The organism is Planococcus beijingensis (assembly GCF_016820615.1).
GTDB lineage: Bacteria > Bacillota > Bacilli > Bacillales_A > Planococcaceae > Planococcus > Planococcus notacanthi.
This window is the reverse complement of the sequence record NZ_JADHDZ010000001.1, coordinates 716,639-737,613: the sequence shown is the minus strand read 5'-3', so window position 1 is coordinate 737,613 and position 20,975 is coordinate 716,639. Positions and strand designations below refer to the sequence as shown.

Genomic DNA, 20,975 nt, shown 5'->3' with positions numbered 1-20,975 from the left:
ACCCCATCCTTTTTTAAGCATAAAAAAGGCCTCAAAACGAGACCTTCTCCATTATTGCCTTATTCAATTCTTCAGCTGATAAATTTGTTTTTTCAATTGTTTCAATACAACACGCCGCGTCAAAATCCCCATGAACATTCCTTCATTATCAACTACACAAAGAAAGTTCTGGTTGATGACCATATCAAGCGCTTTTTGAAAACGTTCATTGACGTGGATCAAGGGCAGATCTGTTTCCATGATATCTTCCACACGGATGTCTGGAAGCCGTTCGTATTCTATATGATCCAATCCAAGAATCGCATCAGTAATCCGTTGTGCATTGATCAAACCCCGAAAGCGGTATTTTGAATCCAAAACCGGAATTGCGGAATAGCCCGTCTTGGTCAGTACGAGCAATGCATGTTCAGCACTGTTTCCCATCTGTACATGAGCAACTTTCTCGGAAGAAATGATATAGTCTTCGATTGGTGTATCTAGAAAATCTCTGCTTGGTAATGAAATCATGTGCTCTACTCCTTTTGCAGCGCCTATATTGGATGCCAACCATTCAGGTTTCATCATAACACATCGTGTTTATGGACACTATTGAATTGCTGCGCAGAATCCCTTAAAAAGGAAACTTATTCAGCCATTGTCCCCCGTCCAAAGTAACGATTTCTCCATTCATATAAGATGCTTTTTCCGACATGATAAAGGCTGCAAGTTCTGCCACTTCCTCCGGTTTACCGAGCCTGCGAAGCGGAATAGATTCTATTGTCCGCTTCGCCGCCTTTTCAGATTCCCAAAGTTTGTCGGCTCCACCTGTCCGTTCAATTGGCCCAGGGGCAATTCCATTGACACGGATGCCAAACTGCGTACCCCATTCTACAGCCAATGTGCGGGTCAACGACATGACACCTGCTTTTGCAGCAGCTGAATGCGCAACACCCGCTCCAGCGTTCCAGGCGTAGGTAGCAAGCATATTCAGGATATTTCCTTTTGTGCCGTTCTCAATCCAGTAATTGCCGACTGCATGGGAACAAAAGAAAGTTCCGTTCAACACAATGTCGATCACCGATTTCCACCCATTAGGCGACAGCTTTTCTGCGTGAACAATAAAATTGCCTGCGGCATTGTTTACAAGTCCATCCACTCTTCCAAACTTATCGTGTGCGAACTTGACCATTGCTTTGGCGTGCTCAGGTTCGCGGACATCCATTTGGAAAACTTCAACCGATCCCCGCTCTCCTGTAATCGCTTTCACTGCTTCGTTCAATTTTTCCATATCCCGTCCGGTAATGACGACATTGGCCCCTTCTGAAGCGAATTTTTTTGCCATGTGCAAGCCCATACCACTTGATCCACCTGTAACAATCATTGTTTTATCCGTGAACATTCAAACATCCCCTTTTGATTATCCTTTATATGCCGAATTGACGAGTCCCTCTTATGATAGTCACAAGCCCTTTGAAATTCAATCGGGATTTATTTAATTCGACTTGATTAATAGAGTTCGATACAAGACGTGCTTTTCCCTTTTATTGACCATGCCCTTCGGTATACAGTGCCTGGAAATTTTGATATGATAAAGTCGAACCAGACGTAATTTCGGATGAAAGGAATGAGTCCATGACCTCTTCTAAATCAGATTCAGATATCGCACAAGCCATTTTTACCGTTAACCGGCACGCAAAAACTGCTCCTGACAATCAATACTTATATGCCCTGAAAAAAGAAGCTTTAAATTTGATGATTGAACAGCAACGCGCTCAAAAAATCGGTTTGCACTTCAGCAAAAATCCCCAGAAAAGCCAACAACAATCTTCAGTCCTCGTAAAATGTGGCAATTATTATTTTCATATGCTCCCGAAAAAAGAAGATTTCGCATCACTCGAGCATTTAGGCCATTTAGATGACACGTACCGCAATCCTCCAAGCCGGATGAATTTAAAAGTGGCAAAGGAAACCTTGCGCGTCTTGACAGGATTGGAACCACAGAAAAAAGAAACAACAGTTTCCAATTTCACCAAATCCTATCAGCCTCGGCAAGTTGATCGATTTTATTCACCAAAAAAATCTTATTTTGATTGATGACGGTTATCAGCCGGAAACCTCCAAAGGTTTCCGGCTTTTTTATGCTTCATAATGCTTGATGAGTGCTTGGGTGCCTTTATCCTGATAGCCCTGAGCCGCCAATTCTTCATACATACTCAATGACAAACGGAGGCCAGGAAGTTGCAATCCCAGATTCTCCGCTTCTTCTGCAGCGATTTTCATGTCTTTGATGAAATGCTTGATGTAGAACCCGGGACGAAAATCTTCATTGATCATTTTCGGTGCCAAGTTTGCCAACGACCAGGAGCCAGCTGCACCTGTAGAAATAGATCTCAAGACACGTTCTGGATCAAGCCCTGCTTTTTTGGCATAAATGAGCGATTCGCAGACGCCGATCATATTGCTGGCAATCGTAATTTGGTTGCACATTTTAGTATGCTGTCCAGAACCTGCCGGTCCTTGGAAGACGATATTTTCACCAAATAGATCCAGTATCGGGGATATTTGTTTGAAAATCTCTTTCTCACCACCGACCATAATGGACAATACTCCATTTTTAGCACCGATATCCCCGCCGGATACCGGAGCATCCAATGCGTGGAGCCCATTCGCAGCAGCGGCTTCGAAAATGCGTTGTGCCAACAAAGGCTGGGAAGTGGTCATATCTACAAGCACGGTTCCTGCTTTCGCGTTTTTCAACAATCCTTGTTCCCCAAAATAAACTTGTTCCACATCGGAGGGATAGCCGACCATTGTGAAAATAACTTCGCTTTTTTCAGCTACTTCCTGCGGTGATGCCAGCAAAACAGCTCCAGCTTCTACTAGATTCTCGGCTTTTTTAGCTGTTCGAGTGTAAATGGAGACCTCATGTTTGTGATCCAATAAATGTTTGACCAGGCTATTGCCCATAACACCAGTTCCAATAAATCCGAGCTTCATATGTAGTTCCTCCTTTTGTTGATGTTCTCAGTTTAGCAAAAATCTTCCGTAAACTAAAGAAAAGTGGAAGCGGCCGTGTTGCGTTTTGTGCCACGGGGTCGGGTTGACTTAAGACGCCGAGAAGCTGGGCGCCGGAGTCTGGACAACAGAAAAGCGGAAGCCGACTGATTTTTGCATAAAAAAAGAAGCCGACCCGCATAACGGACCGACCACAAAAGGGGGAAATGAGAATGTTGCTGTGTTCAAGTATACTATCCCCTTCCCATAAACACTTTAAACATATTCATTTAAAATATTTACCTTTTTTTATTTTTATTTAATCAACCTTATGGCTTTCAAGAATATCTAAGCTGCTTTGTTCCTTTAAAATACTTGATGGCTGCGGAAAAAACTCACTTAGAGGGTTCTTCTGTATAAGTATAGACAGTCAGTCCAAGATGGTAAGCTGTGCCTCTGAAATGCTTAAAATCTTCACGTGCGATCAGCACAGTCCGGAAATCAAGAAAATCTTCCTTTTGAATAGTGATCGATTCAATTTCACCGTTCTTCAAGTCTTCAAGCAGTTGGTTATAGTCAGTCATGAATTGTTCTCCTTTTGCCATAGTTTTAGTAACCCCTTCTGTTATAATACTAGACGGATGATATAAATCGTATATATCCGGCATTTTTCGGGTTATCTCCAGACAGATTACAAAACTCTGTTCCAGTAAACAGTATACAGCAACAATACAAACCGGACATCTTTGTCCATTCCACCATTTGCGTAATTAAGCACGGCTTTGATTTTTAGGAGGATTTACATGATTAATTTTTTCAAGCAGCATACCTTGATTTTCATGCTGCCATTGGCTTTCTTTTTATACAACTTAGCTTTCGAAAACACTTCTATTTTCTGGTATATGTACACATTTGCGATGTTGACTTTAATGTCCGCCGCTATCATATTCGTTAAAATCTATGATGAGCTTGTTACGTGGAAATCGTTAATTTACGGATTGGGGTACGGGACACTTCTGTATGGGCTTATTGCTATTGGTTTCCAATTGCTTCTCCTGACACCCATCGATGTTGCGGGACCAGTTAAATCTTTCCTGTCCGACTTCTCCCCCTTCTCAATTTGGCATTACTTGCTGCTGATGTTCATCATCGTCCCCGGAGAAGAGATTTTTTGGAGAGGCCTCGTTCAGCAAAAGCTGAAACAATACCTCTCCACCCCCTGGTCAATTCTCGTCAGTTCGATTCTGTTCGGTTCTGCACTTGCCTTAGGTAATTTTTGGCCTGGGGTTTGGGCTGGAATTGCTGCCGGCTTGGTTCTCGGTCTGCTCTATGAATGGAAAAAGAGCCTGCCAGTCATCATTATCGCTCACCTGGTCATGATCGTCCTATTATTCCTGGTGTTGCCATTGCCTGTTTAAACGAAACATTCCTTCTTGTCGAACGTCTACTTAGACGAACCGATAGGGAGGTTTTTTTATGAAGAAGAATTTATTCATCCTGTCATCCATTCTCACCACCGGATTATTGTTAGCTGCTTGTGGATCGACGAATACAACAGATCAAGAAACGGAACCGACACCGGAGGATGCAGCAGAAGAAGTCGTTCAGGAAGAAACGGACGACAGTACTCCGGCAACTGATGCGGCCGAACCTGAAGGAACACTGACTCAGAGTGACGGACAGAATTTTGAAATGCACGTCCTTGAAGGGTATGAACTGACAGCAGAAGAGCCAAAAAAAGATTCTCTTTATGTAAAGGATCATCCAGCTGTCTTTATGCGAATTGAAACATTCACACCCGAAGAAACCGATTTCACCACTGCAGAAGAAACCATGATCCAAACTCTTCAGGCTGTAAGTCCAGATGAGGAAGCTGTTGAAGTTACGGATTTTGACGGATCCGGCTATACTCAGTCGACTGCATGGAAAGTTCCAAGTTCAGAAGGCAGCGTGACAGGCCTTGTCTATGAAAAAGATGATTTGCTGGTCCGTTTAACTATTTTTGACGATAGCACTGTCAACGCCACTGAAGAATTTCTCGCTATGGGAAAAACCATTAAAGCAAAAGCGCAATAAACCATTGTTCTGCAAGTCCACAAAAAGGCCATCCGGAAAATTCCGGATGGCCTTTTAACGTGCTCAATATGACAGGTCTTTGATCGACAAGCCTAATTTTTTCATCAATTCGATGGCTTGTTCTTTTTCTTCGTTTGACAGCACGTTCGTCAATTCATGCAATTTCTTTTCGTGTTCCGGAAAGACCTGAGCCATAAATTCTTTTCCTTGCTCAGATATCTCCGCATATGTCACGCGCCGGTCACTCGGACAATTGACACGGTTAATATAACCTCTTTTTTCAAGCTTATCGATTACGTATGTAATCGAACCGCTCGCCAATAGAATTTTCCCGCCTATTTTCTGGAGCGGCTGCTTGCCTTTATGGTATAAAAGTTCAAGCACAGCAAATTCTGTCGGGTTTACACCACTCGCCTGGAAAAACTGGTTAGTTTGTTCCGATATGGCTTTGTGCGCACGCGACAGCACAATAAATAATTTTAACGATTGTTTAATATCTTCATTCATTAGGTTCACTCTTTCTACTGTTTAAGCTGCATTACACTAATTATAGTCTTTTTTCGCTAAAATAACACCTTTGGGAGTTAGCCAATGATAACACGCTCTTTCGGGTAATGGAATTTCGTTGGATCCGTTTTTCCGCCAATGGTGAAGAGGAAGGATATCAAACCGACACGTCCCACAAACATCAAAGCCATGATGATGATTTTGCCGATCACCGACAGGTCATCCGTTAGGCCAAGTGACATGCCGCAGGTTCCAAATGCCGAAGTGATCTCAAAGACGATTTCCACGAGCGTTGCCTGGGGTTCCGTGATGAGCAATGTGATGGTTGCAGCGAGCACCATGAAGACCGCCAGAAAAATAACAGCGAACGAACGAAAAACATCAATCAATTCAATTTCACGCTTGAATATCTGGATGGTGTTTTTCCCTCTCGCAAAATTGATCAGGAACAAAAACGCGATGGCGAAAGTGGTAGTCCGTATTCCGCCTCCTGCCGAACTCGGTGAAGCCCCGATGAACATCAGCGCACTCATGAAGACATTTGTGGCTTCATTAAATTGGGTGATGTCGACGGTAACCATTCCACCGGAGCGTGAGGAGACCGAATGGAACATCGCCGCAAATGCAGCTTCATGCCAACTCATTCCTTTAAATGCCCGGAATGATTCGAGCAGTAAGATGCCGGCTGCTCCAACCGCCAATAAAATCGCAAAAATGCTTGTGGTAATTTTAGTAAAAAGAGAGAAACGGAAATGTTTTTCTTTATTCGACAAAAATTCTTTTATTTCAATCAGTACAGGAAAACCGATGGCCCCCAAAATAATCAAGATCATATTGATGATCTGCACAAAATAATCATTGAAGTAAGGGACCAATGACTCTCCTGTAATATCAAAACCGCCGTTCGTCGTTGCGGTTACAGCACCAAACACACCATGAAGCAAAGCTTCCTGGAACGTCGGGAAATACTGCGTAAAATAAACAGTCAAAATGAGTGCTCCCACCGCTTCTATCAGAAGGAGGATTTTAACTATTTCACGAATCAATTTAACTACGCCAGCCATACTCGACTGGTTATGGTCAACCATGATCAATTGGCGCTCCCGCAAGCCGATTCGTTTACCGACCAGCAGCCAGAAAAACGTACCGATGGACATGATGCCAATACCGCCTAACTGCAAAATAACCATTAATACGATGATGCCAAAGACTGTATAGGTCTCCACCACATTGATTGCCGTTAAACCTGTTACGCTCACCGCACTTACTGCCGTGAAAAGACTATCAATCATAGGGATGGTCATGCCGGGTTTGTGGACATTCGGTAACCTCAATAATAAGAAGGAAATGGCAATTGCCACAAAGTAATACGAAACAATCGCCTGTGCAGGTGTAAGATTCCGTACTTTTTGAAATGATTTATTCATAGGACATTGATTCCCTTCAGCGTTTTTCTCTCTCCCCATTCTATGAAAAGAATAGGCAAAAGGAAAGAGAAATCGAAAATCTAATGATTGCGAATTGAAAAGTCCCGCTTTTAGGTACTGAGTGGTGATCTGGCAAAGTATCGACAAAAAGCACTTAGTCCAGGTTCTTAGTCTCAATACACAGCTAGCGAGTCAGCATTCCGGGTTCCGAAAAATGAAAAGAGCAGAAGTCAATCTTCTACTCTTTTTCTTGATTTTCTTTGCCATTTGCTTTTGCCGACTTTTCTTTCCCATTTGCCTCATGGGTGTTTTTTTGTTTTTTATCGGGGTTCTTAGCATTCTTTTCGCTTTGTGCAGGCGGAGCATGAGTATCTTTATTGTTTTCTCGCTTATCGCTGTTGCCAGGAGAATGATTCTTCTTTTGTTGGCCTGGAGCTTTGCTATTTCCTTGCCCTTTATTTTCCGGACCTCGTTTTTCATTTTTTTCTTTCGGCTTTTGCTTAGGCTCATATTTTTCTTTCGGCTTAGGTTCCGGTTTTTCTTTCGGCACAACTTTAGGCTTTGGTACTGGTTTTGGCTCAGCTTTTTGCTTCGGCACAACTTTAGGCTTTGGTACTGGTTTTGGCTCAGCTTTTTGCTTCGGCTCAGCTTTAGGCTGTGGATTTACTTTTTCCTGTTTCTTTTCGGGAAGAATGTTCTTCGGTTGAGCGGAAGATTTTTCAGACTCATTATTTTGCTTCGAATTTTTTTGATGTTCCTTTACTTCTCTTTTCTTCTCTACTGCAGGAGGAGTTGCCTTTTTTGCATTTGGGTGTTTCTTATCTTTCGAAGTGTTGCTTTCATCTATTTCCCTGTTATCGGTTTTCTTGTTTTGATCCGATTCCCCTTGTTTATTGCCGTTTGTCTCCTCTTTATAAATGGGTTTCTTGTCAGACTGATGTTCCTTCTTTTTGACGTCTGGCTGTTTTTCTTTTTTCAGGGTTTCCGACTCTTCTATCAGTTTTCCAACGGGTACATGCTTTTCTTTCGACTGCCGCCATTGTTTCTTAGTGGCTGCTTTCAAATGAATGGCCATATTTTCGTTGTCTGTGCTGGACGAAACTTCCGCTGCTACTTTCTTGATGGAATCCTCAATCTCTTTGCCTTCCTCTTCTACTGCCGTGATAGTGATGTCTTTGGTTTTTTCTGTTACAGCCAAACCGATCACTCGGTTTAAAATCTCAGGAAGGGAACTGTCTTTCCAGTCACCAAGTTGATGAATCAGCTTTTCTCCATCGCTGTTCAATTCACGGATAGATACGACTTCATGCTGCTCGTTGACTCCCAGCTCGATGCCTGGATTGATTTGTATTTGAACGTAACCAAAGGCTTCCTCAGCCGGAGACACGAGCACAGACATAAACAATGCCAAAGCAGCTATCGCCGCTACCACAGGGGCGATAATGGGCTGCCGACGAATCAGCGTTTTTTTTTCAAAAGGATAAAATTTGGCTTCTTCTCCGATAGAAGTCTTGCCTACAGGAGTTCCGGTTACAAACTGTCCATCTTTCATCAGAAAAATTGAGCGGTCTTGATTCAGTTCAATACATATTCCCGATTGTCTCTGCATCAAATTAACCTTCCCCTCAAATAATCTTTTAAGAAATATAAATCGCTCATCTGTAAGAGCGCAATTGCCATTATGTATTTCCGATTGCGTTCAATCGTTTTCCGTGACACTTTAACCAGTTTTTCAATTTCCTTAATCGGTAATTTTTTCTTTTCCAATAAATAATGTTTGTATTCATCTGTTTCAGCAACCAACTGTGCGATTTGGATAGCAGTGAGGCGTGCATCCTGATGAGATGGCGACACTTTCACCAAAACTTGGAAAGATAGGCCATATTGCTGGAGTATGTTTTCATATAAAGCAATTTCCTCACGCCTTTTCTGATTTTCCTGTTTGGTATCATAGGCAAGAGATGCCGCTTGGTCGGCTATCTTATTATGCGTTTCCGGTTCAGCTGCCGGCATGAAGTCATGACTGAATTCGTCTCGCCGGCTTTCCTTGCGTATAAAATCAATGATGCGCCTGCGGATGACCATATGCGCGAATGTCAGAAATGAAGCGTTATTGGTTTGATCAAACTTTTGTACAGCTTCATTGAATGCGGAAAGTGCGACACTGTACTCATCGTCGTGATCATCGATGAACCGTTTGCACACTTGAGAAGCCGTTTTTTTCATAAAAGGTGAATAAGAAAAAAGTAAATCGTGCAATGCCTGTTCGTTTCCGTTCTGCGCTTGAAACACCATTGCTTCAAGATCAGTTTTTTCGTCGCGCCCAAAAATTCCGCTTAATGTAGACAAAAGCACTTCATTCACCTCATTTCAAAGTCACTGCTTACTCGATTGTAGCTTTGAAGGAACTAATTTGAAAGAGGCAGTTTCTTCTGTTCCTACCATTATTCGCTTTTTAATTATTTCTTTTGTCGGTAGTGAATCATTTTTTCGTCTACTGATTTCTAAATCATAGAAAAAGGTGTATTGAATTGGATTCAATACACCTTTTTTTATATTCTATTCCGATAAACTCGAAATTTATTTAACTTCTTGTTCTTTAGCTTGTCTGACTCCGAGAATTCCACCTACCACTACAATACCAATCAATACCGTCCAGAAGATCAGTGTCCAAGGTGTGGAGTGCGGGAAATCATGCGGCAGAATACCGACATTTTCGTGAGCGAGTGTCATAACCAATAACTTTACTCCAACCCATCCAACAATGACGAATGCGGCTGTTTCAAGCTGTGGATATTTTTCAAGCAATTGCACGAATTTATGTGCGGCAAATCGCATGATGATAACGCCGATCAATCCACCAGCAAGCATGACCATAAATTGCCCTGAGTTGATGCCTCCAATGTCATCCATTCCAAAAACATTCAAATGCGGCAAGGTTACAGCTAAAGCGACCGCTGCCAACATCGAATCGATTGCGAAAGCAATATCTGCTAATTCGACTTTTAATACCGTCATCCAGAAACCAGAACCTTTTTTCTCAGGTTTTCCATCAACGCCTTCAAGGATTTCATCTGTATCTCCCTTGCGCTGATCGTATATGCTCTTAATCGAAATGAACAATAGATAAGCCGCTCCAAGTGCTTGAATCTGCCAGATATTAACCAATAGCGTAATCATGAACAACGCTGCAAAACGGAAAACAAAAGCTCCTACCAATCCGTAAAATAACGCTTTTTTCTGTTGCGCTTTCGGTAAATGTTTTACCATTACCGCCATTACCACTGCATTATCTGCAGCTAGTAGCCCTTCAAGTCCAACTAATACCAATAGGACCCAGGCATACTCCAATAAAATTGCTTCCATTCTGCTTTCTCCTCCTATTTTTGCCCACAAAAAAGACCCTTGCCTAAATAAAGGCAAAGGTCTCGCTAAGCAAAATTCATCTGCTATCACAACCGATGGCTACTAACCATGTATTGACGACTGTGAAATAGGTTACCCTATAGCTACTCCCCCTTGACTGAAAGTCAAAGTGTATGAAGTTGTAATGTCAGTATAGCATCTTTTCAAAACAAGGGAAAGTTTAATGAATAGGGATCTGAAACTTTTTGTCATTTTTATGCATATTGTAAAACTCCACCATTGCCGGCATTGTTTCCAAAAAATCGGCACATCTGATGCTGCTCCCTTTCAACAGAAGTTCTGCATTTTTGGTGTCGAAGTCAGCGGTCCAGGTCAAGTAATCCAAGGTTTCAATTTCGACGCCCAGCCCTTTTCTTACGGGTGCTATGGATAAAGATATTTCCGCCAGCTTATGCGGCAAACGCCCTTTCGGATTTTTCCCTGTCATCAAATGGACCATTCCGCGATAAACTTCCTCCACCGGATGTGGATTTGGATCTGTCAGGTGGACAGTTTGGCCCGAAGCCGCATCTAGCTTGCTTAAATAAATTGAGGCATCCAATATGTAATCAACCGGTACTACATTAATATAGGATTTAGAACGACCAACGAATGGAATAGCAGGAAGGAACTTAACCCGATCAATCAAATTCAGGAAAAAATAAGGACCATCAAATTTAATGGTTTCTCCTGTAACTGAATGGCCACGCACAATTCCTGGCCGGATAATGGTAATCGGCATTAAATCCTTCATTTTTTCGACCAGCAGTTCCGCTTCAAATTTTGTTTCTTCATAGAAGTTTTTGAAAGCTTCTGGACGGAGCAATTCATTTTCATAAATTGTCCCTTCCCGATTTCCTGCCACATAGGCCGTACTAAAGTAGACATATCGCTTCAGACGTGGCAATTCAGCAACGAACTCGTTGACTTGGCGTGTTCCTTCCACATTGACTTTCCATGCCAGGTCTCTCGGCACCGCCAAATCATAAATAGCAGCAAGATGCCAGAAAGTGACTTCTTTCGCCTTTAGATATGCCTGATCCTCGTCAGCAATTCCCAAATCGGGTTGGGTGATATCTCCTTCAATCAGTTTGATCGGCCGGCAATGTGTTTCTTTTTCAATTCGGCTGGCTTCTTTTTCAGCTTTGTTGCGTTCGGATGGAAGAATAATGGCAGAAATCGCCTCGTTTTGCTGTGCATGCTTTTGTATCAACTGGCTGGCGATAAATCCTGGAAATCCTGTAAAGACCACTTCATTCATAGCTTCATTCCCCTTTTTTAATAATCATACTAAATTTTCCAATAATTTTCATTAAAAATAAAAAGTAAACCCGAAGGCTTACTTTTTATTCATTCTTCTTGTTTGTCTGTCAAACAAGCTATAAACGATCGGCACGATGTAGAGCGACAGCAAAGTTGAACTGATAAGCCCCCCAATAACCGTAATTCCCATCGGCTGATTGATTTCAGTTCCTTCACCAATTCCGATAGCTAAAGGCAATAACCCTAGAATGGTGGTCAAAGCAGTCATCAGAATCGGACGGCGGCGATCATGGACAGAAGTTACGATAGCCTCATAAGATTCCATTCCGGCTTCTTTTCGCTGATTGATATAGTCAACCAGCACAATCCCGTTGTTGACCACGATTCCTACCAGAACCAGTATCCCGATAACAGCTGTTATACTGATCGGCGTTTGTGTGACAAAGAGCGCAATTGCCACACCAATTGCCATGAGTGGAACAGTGAACATGATGACCAGCGGGTACTTAAAGGACTCAAATTGCGCAGCCATCACAATGTAGACCAGCACAATGGCAAGCACGACAGCAAGCATCATGTCATTGATGGAGTTGTCCAGCAGCTCCCGGTCTCCACCAAACGAAATCATCGTATTTTCTTCCAGATTCAACTCTTCAATGGCGGCATCCACTTTATCGGACATATCCCCTAAAGTAATGCTCGATTGATGTTGCAATGTAAAAGTTACGCTGTCTGCTTGATCCACCCGTTGAATGCTGACTGGACCTTGAGCAACTTCAATATCAGCCAATTCCTGCAGCTCGACAAATTCGCCTGAAGGTGTCCGTAGGGATAAAGTCCGCAGCTTTTCAAGGCTGTTTCTTTCCTCTTCGTCAAAAGCGACATACACACTCAGCACTTCATCATTTTCCGTCAGTACTTGTGTAGCTAAAACGCCGCGCGTGATGTTATTGACGGATTGAGCGATTTGAGCCGGCGGCAACCCATATTCAGTGGCGGCTTCACGGTCGATGGTCATCTGGATTTCATCGATGGTTTCCTGGCGGTCATTTGTCAACTCCGTAATTTCCGGCAAATCCAGTAAAGCAGCTTCAATATCAGCCACTGCATCATCCAAGCGAGGCCGTTCTGTATCCGTCACTGTAAACGACAATGTATTCGGTGAAGAACCTGCAGCTGTCTGCAGATTAAAGTTGACCAGTGCCCGTTCTCCTACAGCCTCAAGAACCCGCGGCTGCACTTCATCCACAAATTCAAAGACAGAACGGTCACGATCCGCCAAGTCCACCAGCTTCACATAAATTTCAGCTGTATTCGATTCTGCTGAACCTTGGGCCTGTCCTTGCTGTGTCGAGCCGATCAAACTGACGTATACTTCGACATCCTCTTCATCTTTCAATTCTTCTTCTATCAGATTGACGACTTCGTCGGTCGCCGTTCTGGAAGAACCATTCTCCAGCTCAACAGAGACACTGACAAAACCTTCATCCGTGGCTGGAATAAATTCGGTGCCAACTTGCATAATTCCGAAAGCACCAACTACCAACAAGACCAACGCTGTAAGCAGTACGATGATTCTATGGCGGAGAGCCCAAATAACCGAACCTTCGAATGCTTTGACGCTTTTGGATGTGTCTTTTTGTACTTTCGGCTTATCGCCTGGTTTCCCAAGCATTCTTGAAGCCATCATCGGAATGACTGTTAACGCAACAGCTAAAGAAGCAAAAAGACTGAAAGAAATCGTTAAAGCAAATTCAAAGAAAATTTCCCCAATCAAACCTGAAATGAATATGACTGGAATAAATACTGCCACTGTCGTCAGAGTAGAAGCAATGATTGCACCTGAAACTTCTCTGGCGCCTTCAGAAGCAGCCTTTTTGGAGTTCTTGCCCATCGCTAAATGCCGTTCAATATTTTCGATCACAACAATGGCATTATCCACTAACATCCCAATTCCAAGAGCCAATGCACCAAGAGTCAAAATGTTCAAAGCAAAGTCCGCAAAAAACATCAAAACAAATGTAACGATAACGGAGTACGGAATAGCGACACCAATAATAATTGGACTCTTGATGCCACGAAGGAAAAAGAACAGTACCAGCATGGCAAATATTCCACCCAGAATCAGTGTCTGGCCAATATTTCCAATGGCCAATTTGACATAGTCGCCCTGATCAAACAGTACATCTGCTTGAACGCCTTCAAAACGCTCTTCACTCAGCAATTCGTCTAACCTTTCCTGAAAAGCATCCGAAACCTCTGCTGTATTCGCCTGCGATTCCTGCAAAGCAGACAATAGGACAGCCGGCTCTTCGTTCGCGCGCGTTTCACTATTGCTATCGCGTTCGCTGACATTCACTTCGGCCACATCCGCGACGGTGACATTGTTGCCGTCAATTGGATCAATAGTTAAAATTAGGTCACGTATTTCCTCAACACTGGTCAACGTACTGATGATGCGTGTAGTCAAATTCCGGCCATCTTCAGTTTCAATCGGTTCTCCCGGCAATGAAATATTGTTTGCCTGAATCAGCTGGACAACATCCGATTGCTGCAGACCTCGTTCTTCCAGTTCTGCCTGATCCAATTCAATTTGAATTTCTTCTATTAAAGATCCTGAAATGTTGACGCTGGCTACTCCATCCGTCTGGCGAAGCTCGGTTTCCAGCTCTTCGGCAACTACACGAACATCAGCATCCGGATCGCTCGAACGTAAAGACAATTGAAGGATTGGGAATTGAGAAGGGTCAAACTTCAAAAAACGTGGATCGTTCGAATCATCCGGGATCGGCGTTTGATCGATTCGCTGCATGATATCTGTTTGGACATCATCGATATTGGTGGACCAATCAAATTCCAACAGGATAAAATTAGATCCTTCCTGGCTATTTGATTGAATTGATTTGATTCCTGGCAAAGTCGATAAATTCGCCTCTAATGGCTTTGTGACTTTTTCACTTACTTCTGTAGGGCTTGCCCCCGGATAATTAGTCACTACCACGCCAATCGGCGGATTAAGTTCAGGTATTAAAGTAATTGGAATCCGGGTAAAAGATACCACTCCCAGAATAATGATCAAAAACATAATGACTAAGGTGAAAACAGGTCTTTTAATCGAAAAATCGCTTAGTTTCATTTCTTCAAACCCTCTCTTATCCGTGTTTCTTAATCATAAGAAAAAACGCTTACAACCGCAAATTATAAAGATAGTGTTCACTTATCTGCCACTTTTTTCAATAAAAAATAAAAAAACCTGCCGAAGCAGGTTTCATTTTTACAGAAGGCTATACAATCGAATTCCCGGATTTTTGTCCTGGAACCAACGTGTTGCAAACTCATTCTCGAATAAGAAAACATAATTATCGAAACGGTCGCGAACCAGCATCGAACGTCCACTGGACATCGATTCTTTAACATCTTCTTCATTTTCGATCCAACGTGCGATTTTCGAACCGACTGGTTCCATCCGTACATCCACGTTGTATTCGTTTTTCATCCGATGTTCGAACACTTCGAACTGAAGCTGTCCGACTGCACCAAGAATGACTTCCTCCAAGTGAAGGGTTTTGTAATATTGAATGGCTCCTTCTTGTACAAGCTGAAGAATCCCTTTATGGAAATGCTTTTGTTTCATGACGTTTTTGGCGGTTACTTTCATGAACAGTTCCGGTGTAAACTGTGGCAAGCTTTCGAATTGGAACTTCTTGCCGCTCGTAATGGTATCCCCAATCTGGTAATTCCCGACATCATGAAGGCCGATAATGTCTCCTGCAACGGCTTCGTTGACCATTTCCCGGTCATCCGCCAGGAATTGAGTGGTTTGTGATAATTTGATGCTTTTTCCTGTCCGCGCCAGCGTAACGTTCATTCCCCGTTCGAATTTACCGGACACGATGCGCACGAAAGCGATACGGTCACGGTGAGCCGGATTCATATTGGCTTGGATTTTAAAGATAAATCCAGAAAACGGCATATCGACCGGATTGATTTCTTCGTTATCTCGCGTTTCACGCGGCTGTGGTGAAGGAGCAAACTGCAGGTACGTTTCCAGGAAGGTCTGCACGCCGAAGTTTCCTAAAGCACTTCCGAAGAATACAGGCGTCAATTCACCTTTTTTCACTCGGTCAATTGAAAAATCATTGCCCGCTTCATCCAGTAATTCGATGTCTTCCATCGCTTGAGTGTAATAAGACGTTTTGGTCATTTCATGTTCTTCCATCAATTTGCCTTCTTCATCCAGCTTCAGGAAACGCTCTCCTTCAGAACGGAACGGCTCGATGCGTTTATTGTAGCGATCGTAAATCCCGAGAAATTCTTTCCCCATGCCGATCGGCCAGTTCATCGCATAGGATTGGATGCCAAGTACTTCTTCCAGCTCTTCCATCAGTTCGAGCGGTTCTTTCCCTTGGCGGTCCATTTTGTTGATGAAGGTGAAAATGGGAATACCGCGCATTTTGCAGACTTTGAACAATTTGACGGTCTGGGCTTCAATCCCTTTGGCCACATCGATGATCATGACGGCACTGTCGACGGCCATCAATGTGCGATACGTATCTTCACTGAAATCCTGGTGTCCAGGAGTATCCAGAATATTAACGCGGTGTCCGGCATAATCGAATTGCATCACGGAAGACGTTACAGAGATCCCCCGTTGTTTTTCAATTTCCATCCAGTCGGATGTAGCGAACTTGCCGCTTTTCTTTCCTTTGACAGTTCCTGCATCACGGATTGCACCGCCGAACAACAGCAGCTTTTCCGTTAAAGTTGTTTTCCCGGCATCCGGGTGGGAAATGATGGCGAAGGTTCTTCTATTTTGAATTTCATTCTTTAATTGGTCTGGCATGTTTATACGCTCCTTTAATCTACTCTCTTCATATTAGAGAACGCGACTGAAAAAAACAAGGAATTTTACTGTCCATAGAAAAAAGAAGCCTGGAGAGGCTTCTTTTTCACTGAAACTTTTTCATTGCTTCCTGTATCGCAATTTCTTTATCGCTATGTGGATATTTGGTATTGCCGATAATTTGGTAATCTTCATGTCCCTTGCCGGCAAAAATAATGATGTCGCCTGGCTCAGCTTGTTGCACAGCATGGCGGACAGCTTGTTCTCTGTCGCCGATGCAAGCAAAATTGCTGTGCGTCATACCGGTTTCCAAGTCGCCCAAAATGCTGTCATATGCCTCATCGCGAGGATCGTCTGTCGTTAAGACGACATAATCGGCAACCGATGCTTTTTCAGCCATAATAGGACGTTTTGTCTTATCCCGGTTGCCTCCTGTTCCGACCAGGAAGATGATGCGGTTCTTTTTGAAGTCTTGAACAGCATCAATCGCTTTTTCGATGGCATCCGGTGTATGCGCATAATCAATGAAGACTGAAATCGGTGCTTCCAATTCCACTTTCTGCATACGTCCTTCGACAGGCGCAATTGCCGCCAAAGCTTTAAGGATTTCATCCAACTTATAGCCTTCAGCGTATAATGCAGCAATTGCTGCCAGCGCATTGGAAACGTTGAACTCTCCCAGCAATTTCATCTGGACCGGGAACTTCCCTTCAGAACATTCAAGAGTGAAGCGGGTCCCTTCATGTGTCAATTCAATATCTTTTGCTTGGAATTGTGCATCGTTCTTAATGCCGAATGTATAGACAGGGTGTGGTGTCATCTTGGCGATTTCATAAGACCATGGATCATCTGCATTTAAAATAGCCTGCTTCCGGTTGGCAAGGTCCTGGCCAAGCTGAGAAAACAATAGCGCTTTGGCATGGCCGTATGCTTCCATCGTTCCATGGAAATCCAGATGATCATGCGTCAAGTTGGTGAAAATGGCCGTGTCGAATTCCACGCCAGCCAATCGGCCGAGTATCAATCCATGCGAAGAAACTTCCATCGTCATGTGTGAGCAATCTTCATCGCGTGCGCGTGCAATCATCTGCTGCGTCGTCAAGACATCGTTTGTCGTATTGGCTGATGGATGCAGTTGGCCATTTAAATTGAAGCCGATTGTCCCGGTCAAGGCTGACTTTTCGCCCAGCTCCATCAACATGGAATGCAGAATGCCTGCCACACTGGTTTTGCCGTTAGTGCCAGTGACGCCGATCATATGCAAAAGCTTAGAGGGATAGTCGTAAAACTTAGCGGCTAATAGCCCCAATATCCGCGAAGTGCTGGCCACTGTGATCACTGTGGCATTATCGATCGTCAATGGCTTTTCAGCAATAATCACTGTTGCCCCTTGGTCGGCAGCCCGTTGTGCAAAATCATGGCCGTCCACCGTATATCCTGCTATACAAATGAACAAGGAATCCGGTTGGATATCCCGTGAATCGATGGTTAAATACTTAATTTCTTCAGGCAACTCACCTTTAATCTGCTTATATGGGATTGCCGCAAGTAATTCTTTGCTGTTCATGTAAATCCTCTCCTAACTCTTATGAAACCAATGGTGACAAGACATATGCGTGAAGCAATGCTGCCGCCGCTTTTAATGAATCTGTATGGGTGCGCTCATATGAATGGGAAGCTTCAATTCCAGGACCGAACAAAGCATGCTTCACGTCGTGGCCGGCACTGATGGCCGCCGATGCATCCGATCCATAATAAGGATAGATGTCGACTTTGTAATCAATACTCTGCTCTTTCGCCAAGGAAATCAAGTGGCGGGTCAATCCGTAATGATACGGGCCGCTTGAGTCTTTCGCACAGATCGATACAGTGTATTCATCTGATTCCTGTCCGTCTCCAATAGCACCCATATCAACCGCAATATACTCCTGTGTTTCTTCAGGAATGCTGGAATTTCCGCCGTAGCCGATTTCTTCATTGTTTGAAATATAAAAATGGGTCGTATAAGGCAGCTTTTCTTGTGTTTCGCTGAAATGCTTCACCAATTGAAGCAGCAAAGCCGTGCTTGCCTTGTCATCCAAATGACGGGATTTGATGTAGCCAGAAGCAGTCGCTTCAAATCTTGGCTGGAAAGAAACAAAATCTCCGACTTCAATTCCAAGGTTCCTGACCTGCTCTGGTGAAAAGGCTTTTTCATCCAAGCGCACTTCCATGTTGTCTGCATTGCGCTCAGCTGATCCCGCGTCCTTGTAGACATGGACCGTTGTCTGATGCAGCAGGATCGTTCCGGATACGGTTGAACCGTCCGCTTTATGTATCAGGCAATTTTCGCCTTCAATCGCATTGAATTTAAATCCGCCCACCAATGACAGCTTCAGGCGGCCACTTGGTTTGATTTCCTTTACCATCGCACCGAGTGTATCGACATGCGCCGTCAGCAACCGATGTTGCTGATTATTTTCTCCTTGGATCGTCGCGATTACCGCACCTTTATGGGTGGTCTTGTACTCGACATGCCATTGTTCAAATAACGTTCGGATCTTTGCTATGACGTCCATGGTATAGCCGGATGGACTTGGAATTTCCACTATTTCTTTCAATAATTCGATCGTTTCGTTTTGGTTCCATTGATAGGTCACCTTCATCACTCCTCGATCTTTTAATCATATCAAAATCAAAGTTGTTCGGACAGTCCTGTCTTATAGTATCATGGTATAAGTTGAATCAAAAAAATGAACTTTTGCCTGTCATTTTCCGCTTCCGGTTTGTTTGCCGGAAAACCGGAAAGAATAGTTCAACATACTATAGTTTATAAGCATAAACCTCGAGGTGTCCAATGGAAAGCAATGTCATCAAACACAGAAGAAATCAATTATTTATCCACTTGTACGGATTTGCAAGCATTTTCCACCTTCTGCTTAATCAATTAGTGGAAATGAATACAGCCGCTGCTTCTCCTTTATTCGGCATCATTTCTTATACAGTATTACTGGGCTTATCTATAGTCAAAGTAAATGATCATACGCTTCAATTCATGGTTCTTTTAGCCATGAACCTATATGTATTCATCTTGAATTTAGAATCTTCATCTTCCATCACACTCATTTTCTTTGTGATACCAATCATTGCTTCCGCTTTATATAATGATACAAAGCCGATTGTCGTCCTGGCATTAATTACTTCTGTAGAATTCACCTTGCTGTTGACGGTTTTTGACCGCTTTGCCGTAAGAGCACCATTGCCTTACAACCAATTATCGATGGTTACCTTCTTCATCGCGGTTCTATCGATCACTTTGCTCGACAGCATCTATTTCAGCCATTATTTAAAACAGTTGGAATCAAAAAATGCATCGATGGAAAAGGCGCTGTTGTCAAAAGAAGGCTACTTGCATTTGTTTTTCGAGAATGCCAAAGATGCGATTGCTGTTTTCGATTCAACTAATAAAATCATTGCTGTCAATCCCGCTTTTGAAGAACTATACGGATGGCCTTCAGAAGAATGCATCGGCAAAACCTTGCCGCTTTACCCAGCGGATATGAAAAAAGAAGCGGAAATCCGTACCAGGGAAGTCCAGCAGGGCCAAAGCTATTCTTTATTGGAAACGATAGATGTCCGAAAAGACGGCAGCCGCTTTCATGCACAGGTCACGCTGTCGCCTATCTTTGATGATTCCAATGAGGTGATTGCCACTTCGATCATTTCCCGGGACATCAGCTACCAAAAGGAATCTGAAAAGCTGATATTGCAATCTGAAAAACTCAAGCTTGCTGGAGAAATCGCTGCAGGGGTGGCTCACGAAATCAGGAATCCCATGACCGTCGTCTCCGGGTTTGTCCAAATGATGCATCAGGATCCCAAGCATCTCTTTCCTGAATATACAGCATTGATTCAATCTGAAATAGACAGGATCAATTTGATCATCAGTGAATTTTTAGTTCTCGCCAAACCTCAAGCTGCCACATTGAAGATTTTCAGCGTTCAGCAAACACTGAATGATATTTTGCTGCTCTTCAGTTCAGAGCTCAATCTGAACGGCATCATTTTGAAGACGGAATGGGACAAGGATTTCCAGATCAATGGGGAAGAACATCATTTAAAACAGGTCTTTATCAATTTATTGAAAAATGCTGTTGAATCGATGGAACAGCCTGGCGAAATCGAGATTTCACTGCAAGCCGAAGCTGATTCCATGTTTTCCATCAGGTTCAAAGATTCGGGGATTGGGATTGCTGAACAGGATCTGGAAGAAGTTTTCGAACCTTTTTACACCACTAAAGCCAGTGGTACTGGCCTCGGATTGATTGTTTCCCAAAAGATTATCCAAGAACACAAAGGTTCCTTGACGATTTCAAGTAAAGAAGGCGTCGGAACAACCGCCACAATTCTTTTGCCTATAAAAACGATTTAAACAAAAACAGGAAGGGATCGATTCCCCTTCCTGTCTTTTCTATTCGAGCCGGTTATTCAGATGCATGCTG

The 20,975-nt window shown here is 43.2% G+C and carries 18 protein-coding genes; 4 read left to right on the top strand and 14 right to left on the bottom strand.

The window, feature by feature from the left end; genetic code table 11:
* Nucleotides 1–63: 63 nt before the first annotated feature.
* The gene (gene cbpB / locus IRE19_RS03410) at nt 64–507 is read right to left on the bottom strand and encodes a cyclic-di-AMP-binding protein CbpB (RefSeq protein ID WP_191713920.1); all 444 of its coding nucleotides are present in this window, start codon (nt 505–507) and stop codon (nt 64–66) included.
* 103 nt (nt 508–610) lie between these two features.
* On the bottom strand, nt 611–1,378 hold the full coding sequence (gene fadH / locus IRE19_RS03405; protein ID WP_203339345.1) for a 2,4-dienoyl-CoA reductase: 768 nt from the start codon (nt 1,376–1,378) through the stop codon (nt 611–613).
* 233 nt (nt 1,379–1,611) lie between these two features.
* Here fadH and IRE19_RS03400 point away from each other — a divergent pair, with 233 nt between their 5' ends.
* On the top strand, nt 1,612–2,073 hold the full coding sequence (locus IRE19_RS03400) for a YkyB family protein (protein WP_191713918.1): 462 nt from the start codon (nt 1,612–1,614) through the stop codon (nt 2,071–2,073).
* 42 nt (nt 2,074–2,115) lie between these two features.
* Here IRE19_RS03400 and IRE19_RS03395 read toward each other — a convergent pair whose 3' ends face one another.
* Both IRE19_RS03395 and IRE19_RS03390 read right to left on the bottom strand, forming a co-directional pair.
* Nucleotides 2,116–2,976, bottom strand: coding sequence for an NAD(P)-dependent oxidoreductase (locus IRE19_RS03395; protein WP_191713917.1), 861 nt, complete (start codon nt 2,974–2,976; stop codon nt 2,116–2,118).
* 392 nt (nt 2,977–3,368) lie between these two features.
* Nucleotides 3,369–3,557, bottom strand: a complete 189-nt coding sequence (locus tag IRE19_RS03390) for a hypothetical protein (protein ID WP_191714488.1) — start codon at nt 3,555–3,557, stop codon at nt 3,369–3,371.
* Nucleotides 3,558–3,776: 219 nt separating this feature from the next.
* Here IRE19_RS03390 and IRE19_RS03385 point away from each other — a divergent pair, with 219 nt between their 5' ends.
* A complete protein-coding gene (locus IRE19_RS03385; RefSeq protein WP_203339344.1) occupies nt 3,777–4,391 on the top strand; it encodes a CPBP family intramembrane glutamic endopeptidase in 615 nt (204 codons plus the stop codon).
* Nucleotides 4,392–4,449: 58 nt separating this feature from the next.
* On the top strand, nt 4,450–5,049 hold the full coding sequence (locus IRE19_RS03380) for a hypothetical protein (protein WP_203339343.1): 600 nt from the start codon (nt 4,450–4,452) through the stop codon (nt 5,047–5,049).
* Nucleotides 5,050–5,112: 63 nt separating this feature from the next.
* On the opposite strand, the gene IRE19_RS03375 is transcribed toward IRE19_RS03380, so the two are convergent.
* From IRE19_RS03375 to IRE19_RS03330, 10 genes are all read right to left on the bottom strand, one after another.
* The gene (locus tag IRE19_RS03375; protein ID WP_191713914.1) at nt 5,113–5,556 is read right to left on the bottom strand and encodes a MarR family winged helix-turn-helix transcriptional regulator; all 444 of its coding nucleotides are present in this window, start codon (nt 5,554–5,556) and stop codon (nt 5,113–5,115) included.
* A gap of 77 nt (nt 5,557–5,633) precedes the next feature.
* Nucleotides 5,634–6,983: a TrkH family potassium uptake protein gene (locus tag IRE19_RS03370; RefSeq protein WP_203339342.1), complete on the bottom strand. Its 1,350-nt coding sequence runs from the start codon at nt 6,981–6,983 to the stop codon at nt 5,634–5,636.
* Between the two features lie 238 nt (nt 6,984–7,221).
* Nucleotides 7,222–8,382, bottom strand: coding sequence for an anti-sigma-I factor RsgI family protein (locus tag IRE19_RS03365; RefSeq protein WP_432419929.1), 1,161 nt, complete (start codon nt 8,380–8,382; stop codon nt 7,222–7,224).
* Between the two features lie 209 nt (nt 8,383–8,591).
* On the bottom strand, nt 8,592–9,338 hold the full coding sequence (gene sigI / locus IRE19_RS03360; protein WP_203339340.1) for an RNA polymerase sigma-I factor: 747 nt from the start codon (nt 9,336–9,338) through the stop codon (nt 8,592–8,594).
* Between the two features lie 225 nt (nt 9,339–9,563).
* On the bottom strand, nt 9,564–10,349 hold the full coding sequence (locus tag IRE19_RS03355) for a TerC family protein (RefSeq protein WP_203339339.1): 786 nt from the start codon (nt 10,347–10,349) through the stop codon (nt 9,564–9,566).
* Between the two features lie 220 nt (nt 10,350–10,569).
* Nucleotides 10,570–11,649, bottom strand: coding sequence for an SDR family oxidoreductase (locus IRE19_RS03350; protein ID WP_203339338.1), 1,080 nt, complete (start codon nt 11,647–11,649; stop codon nt 10,570–10,572).
* Nucleotides 11,650–11,727: 78 nt separating this feature from the next.
* Nucleotides 11,728–14,787 carry an efflux RND transporter permease subunit gene (locus IRE19_RS03345; protein ID WP_203339337.1) on the bottom strand — a complete coding sequence of 1,020 codons (3,060 nt, stop codon included), beginning with the start codon at nt 14,785–14,787 and terminating at the stop codon, nt 11,728–11,730.
* A gap of 138 nt (nt 14,788–14,925) precedes the next feature.
* Nucleotides 14,926–16,494: a peptide chain release factor 3 gene (locus IRE19_RS03340; protein WP_191713907.1), complete on the bottom strand. Its 1,569-nt coding sequence runs from the start codon at nt 16,492–16,494 to the stop codon at nt 14,926–14,928.
* Nucleotides 16,495–16,600: 106 nt separating this feature from the next.
* Complete coding sequence (locus tag IRE19_RS03335; protein WP_203339336.1) at nt 16,601–18,061, bottom strand: UDP-N-acetylmuramoyl-L-alanyl-D-glutamate--2,6-diaminopimelate ligase; 1,461 nt, start codon at nt 18,059–18,061, stop codon at nt 16,601–16,603.
* A 19-nt stretch (nt 18,062–18,080) separates the two neighbouring features.
* A complete protein-coding gene (locus tag IRE19_RS03330) occupies nt 18,081–19,139 on the bottom strand; it encodes a M42 family metallopeptidase (RefSeq protein ID WP_203339335.1) in 1,059 nt (352 codons plus the stop codon).
* Between the two features lie 191 nt (nt 19,140–19,330).
* On the opposite strand from IRE19_RS03330, the gene IRE19_RS03325 reads away from it, so the two are divergent.
* A complete protein-coding gene (locus IRE19_RS03325; RefSeq protein ID WP_203339334.1) occupies nt 19,331–20,905 on the top strand; it encodes an ATP-binding protein in 1,575 nt (524 codons plus the stop codon).
* Nucleotides 20,906–20,975: the final 70 nt, after the last annotated feature.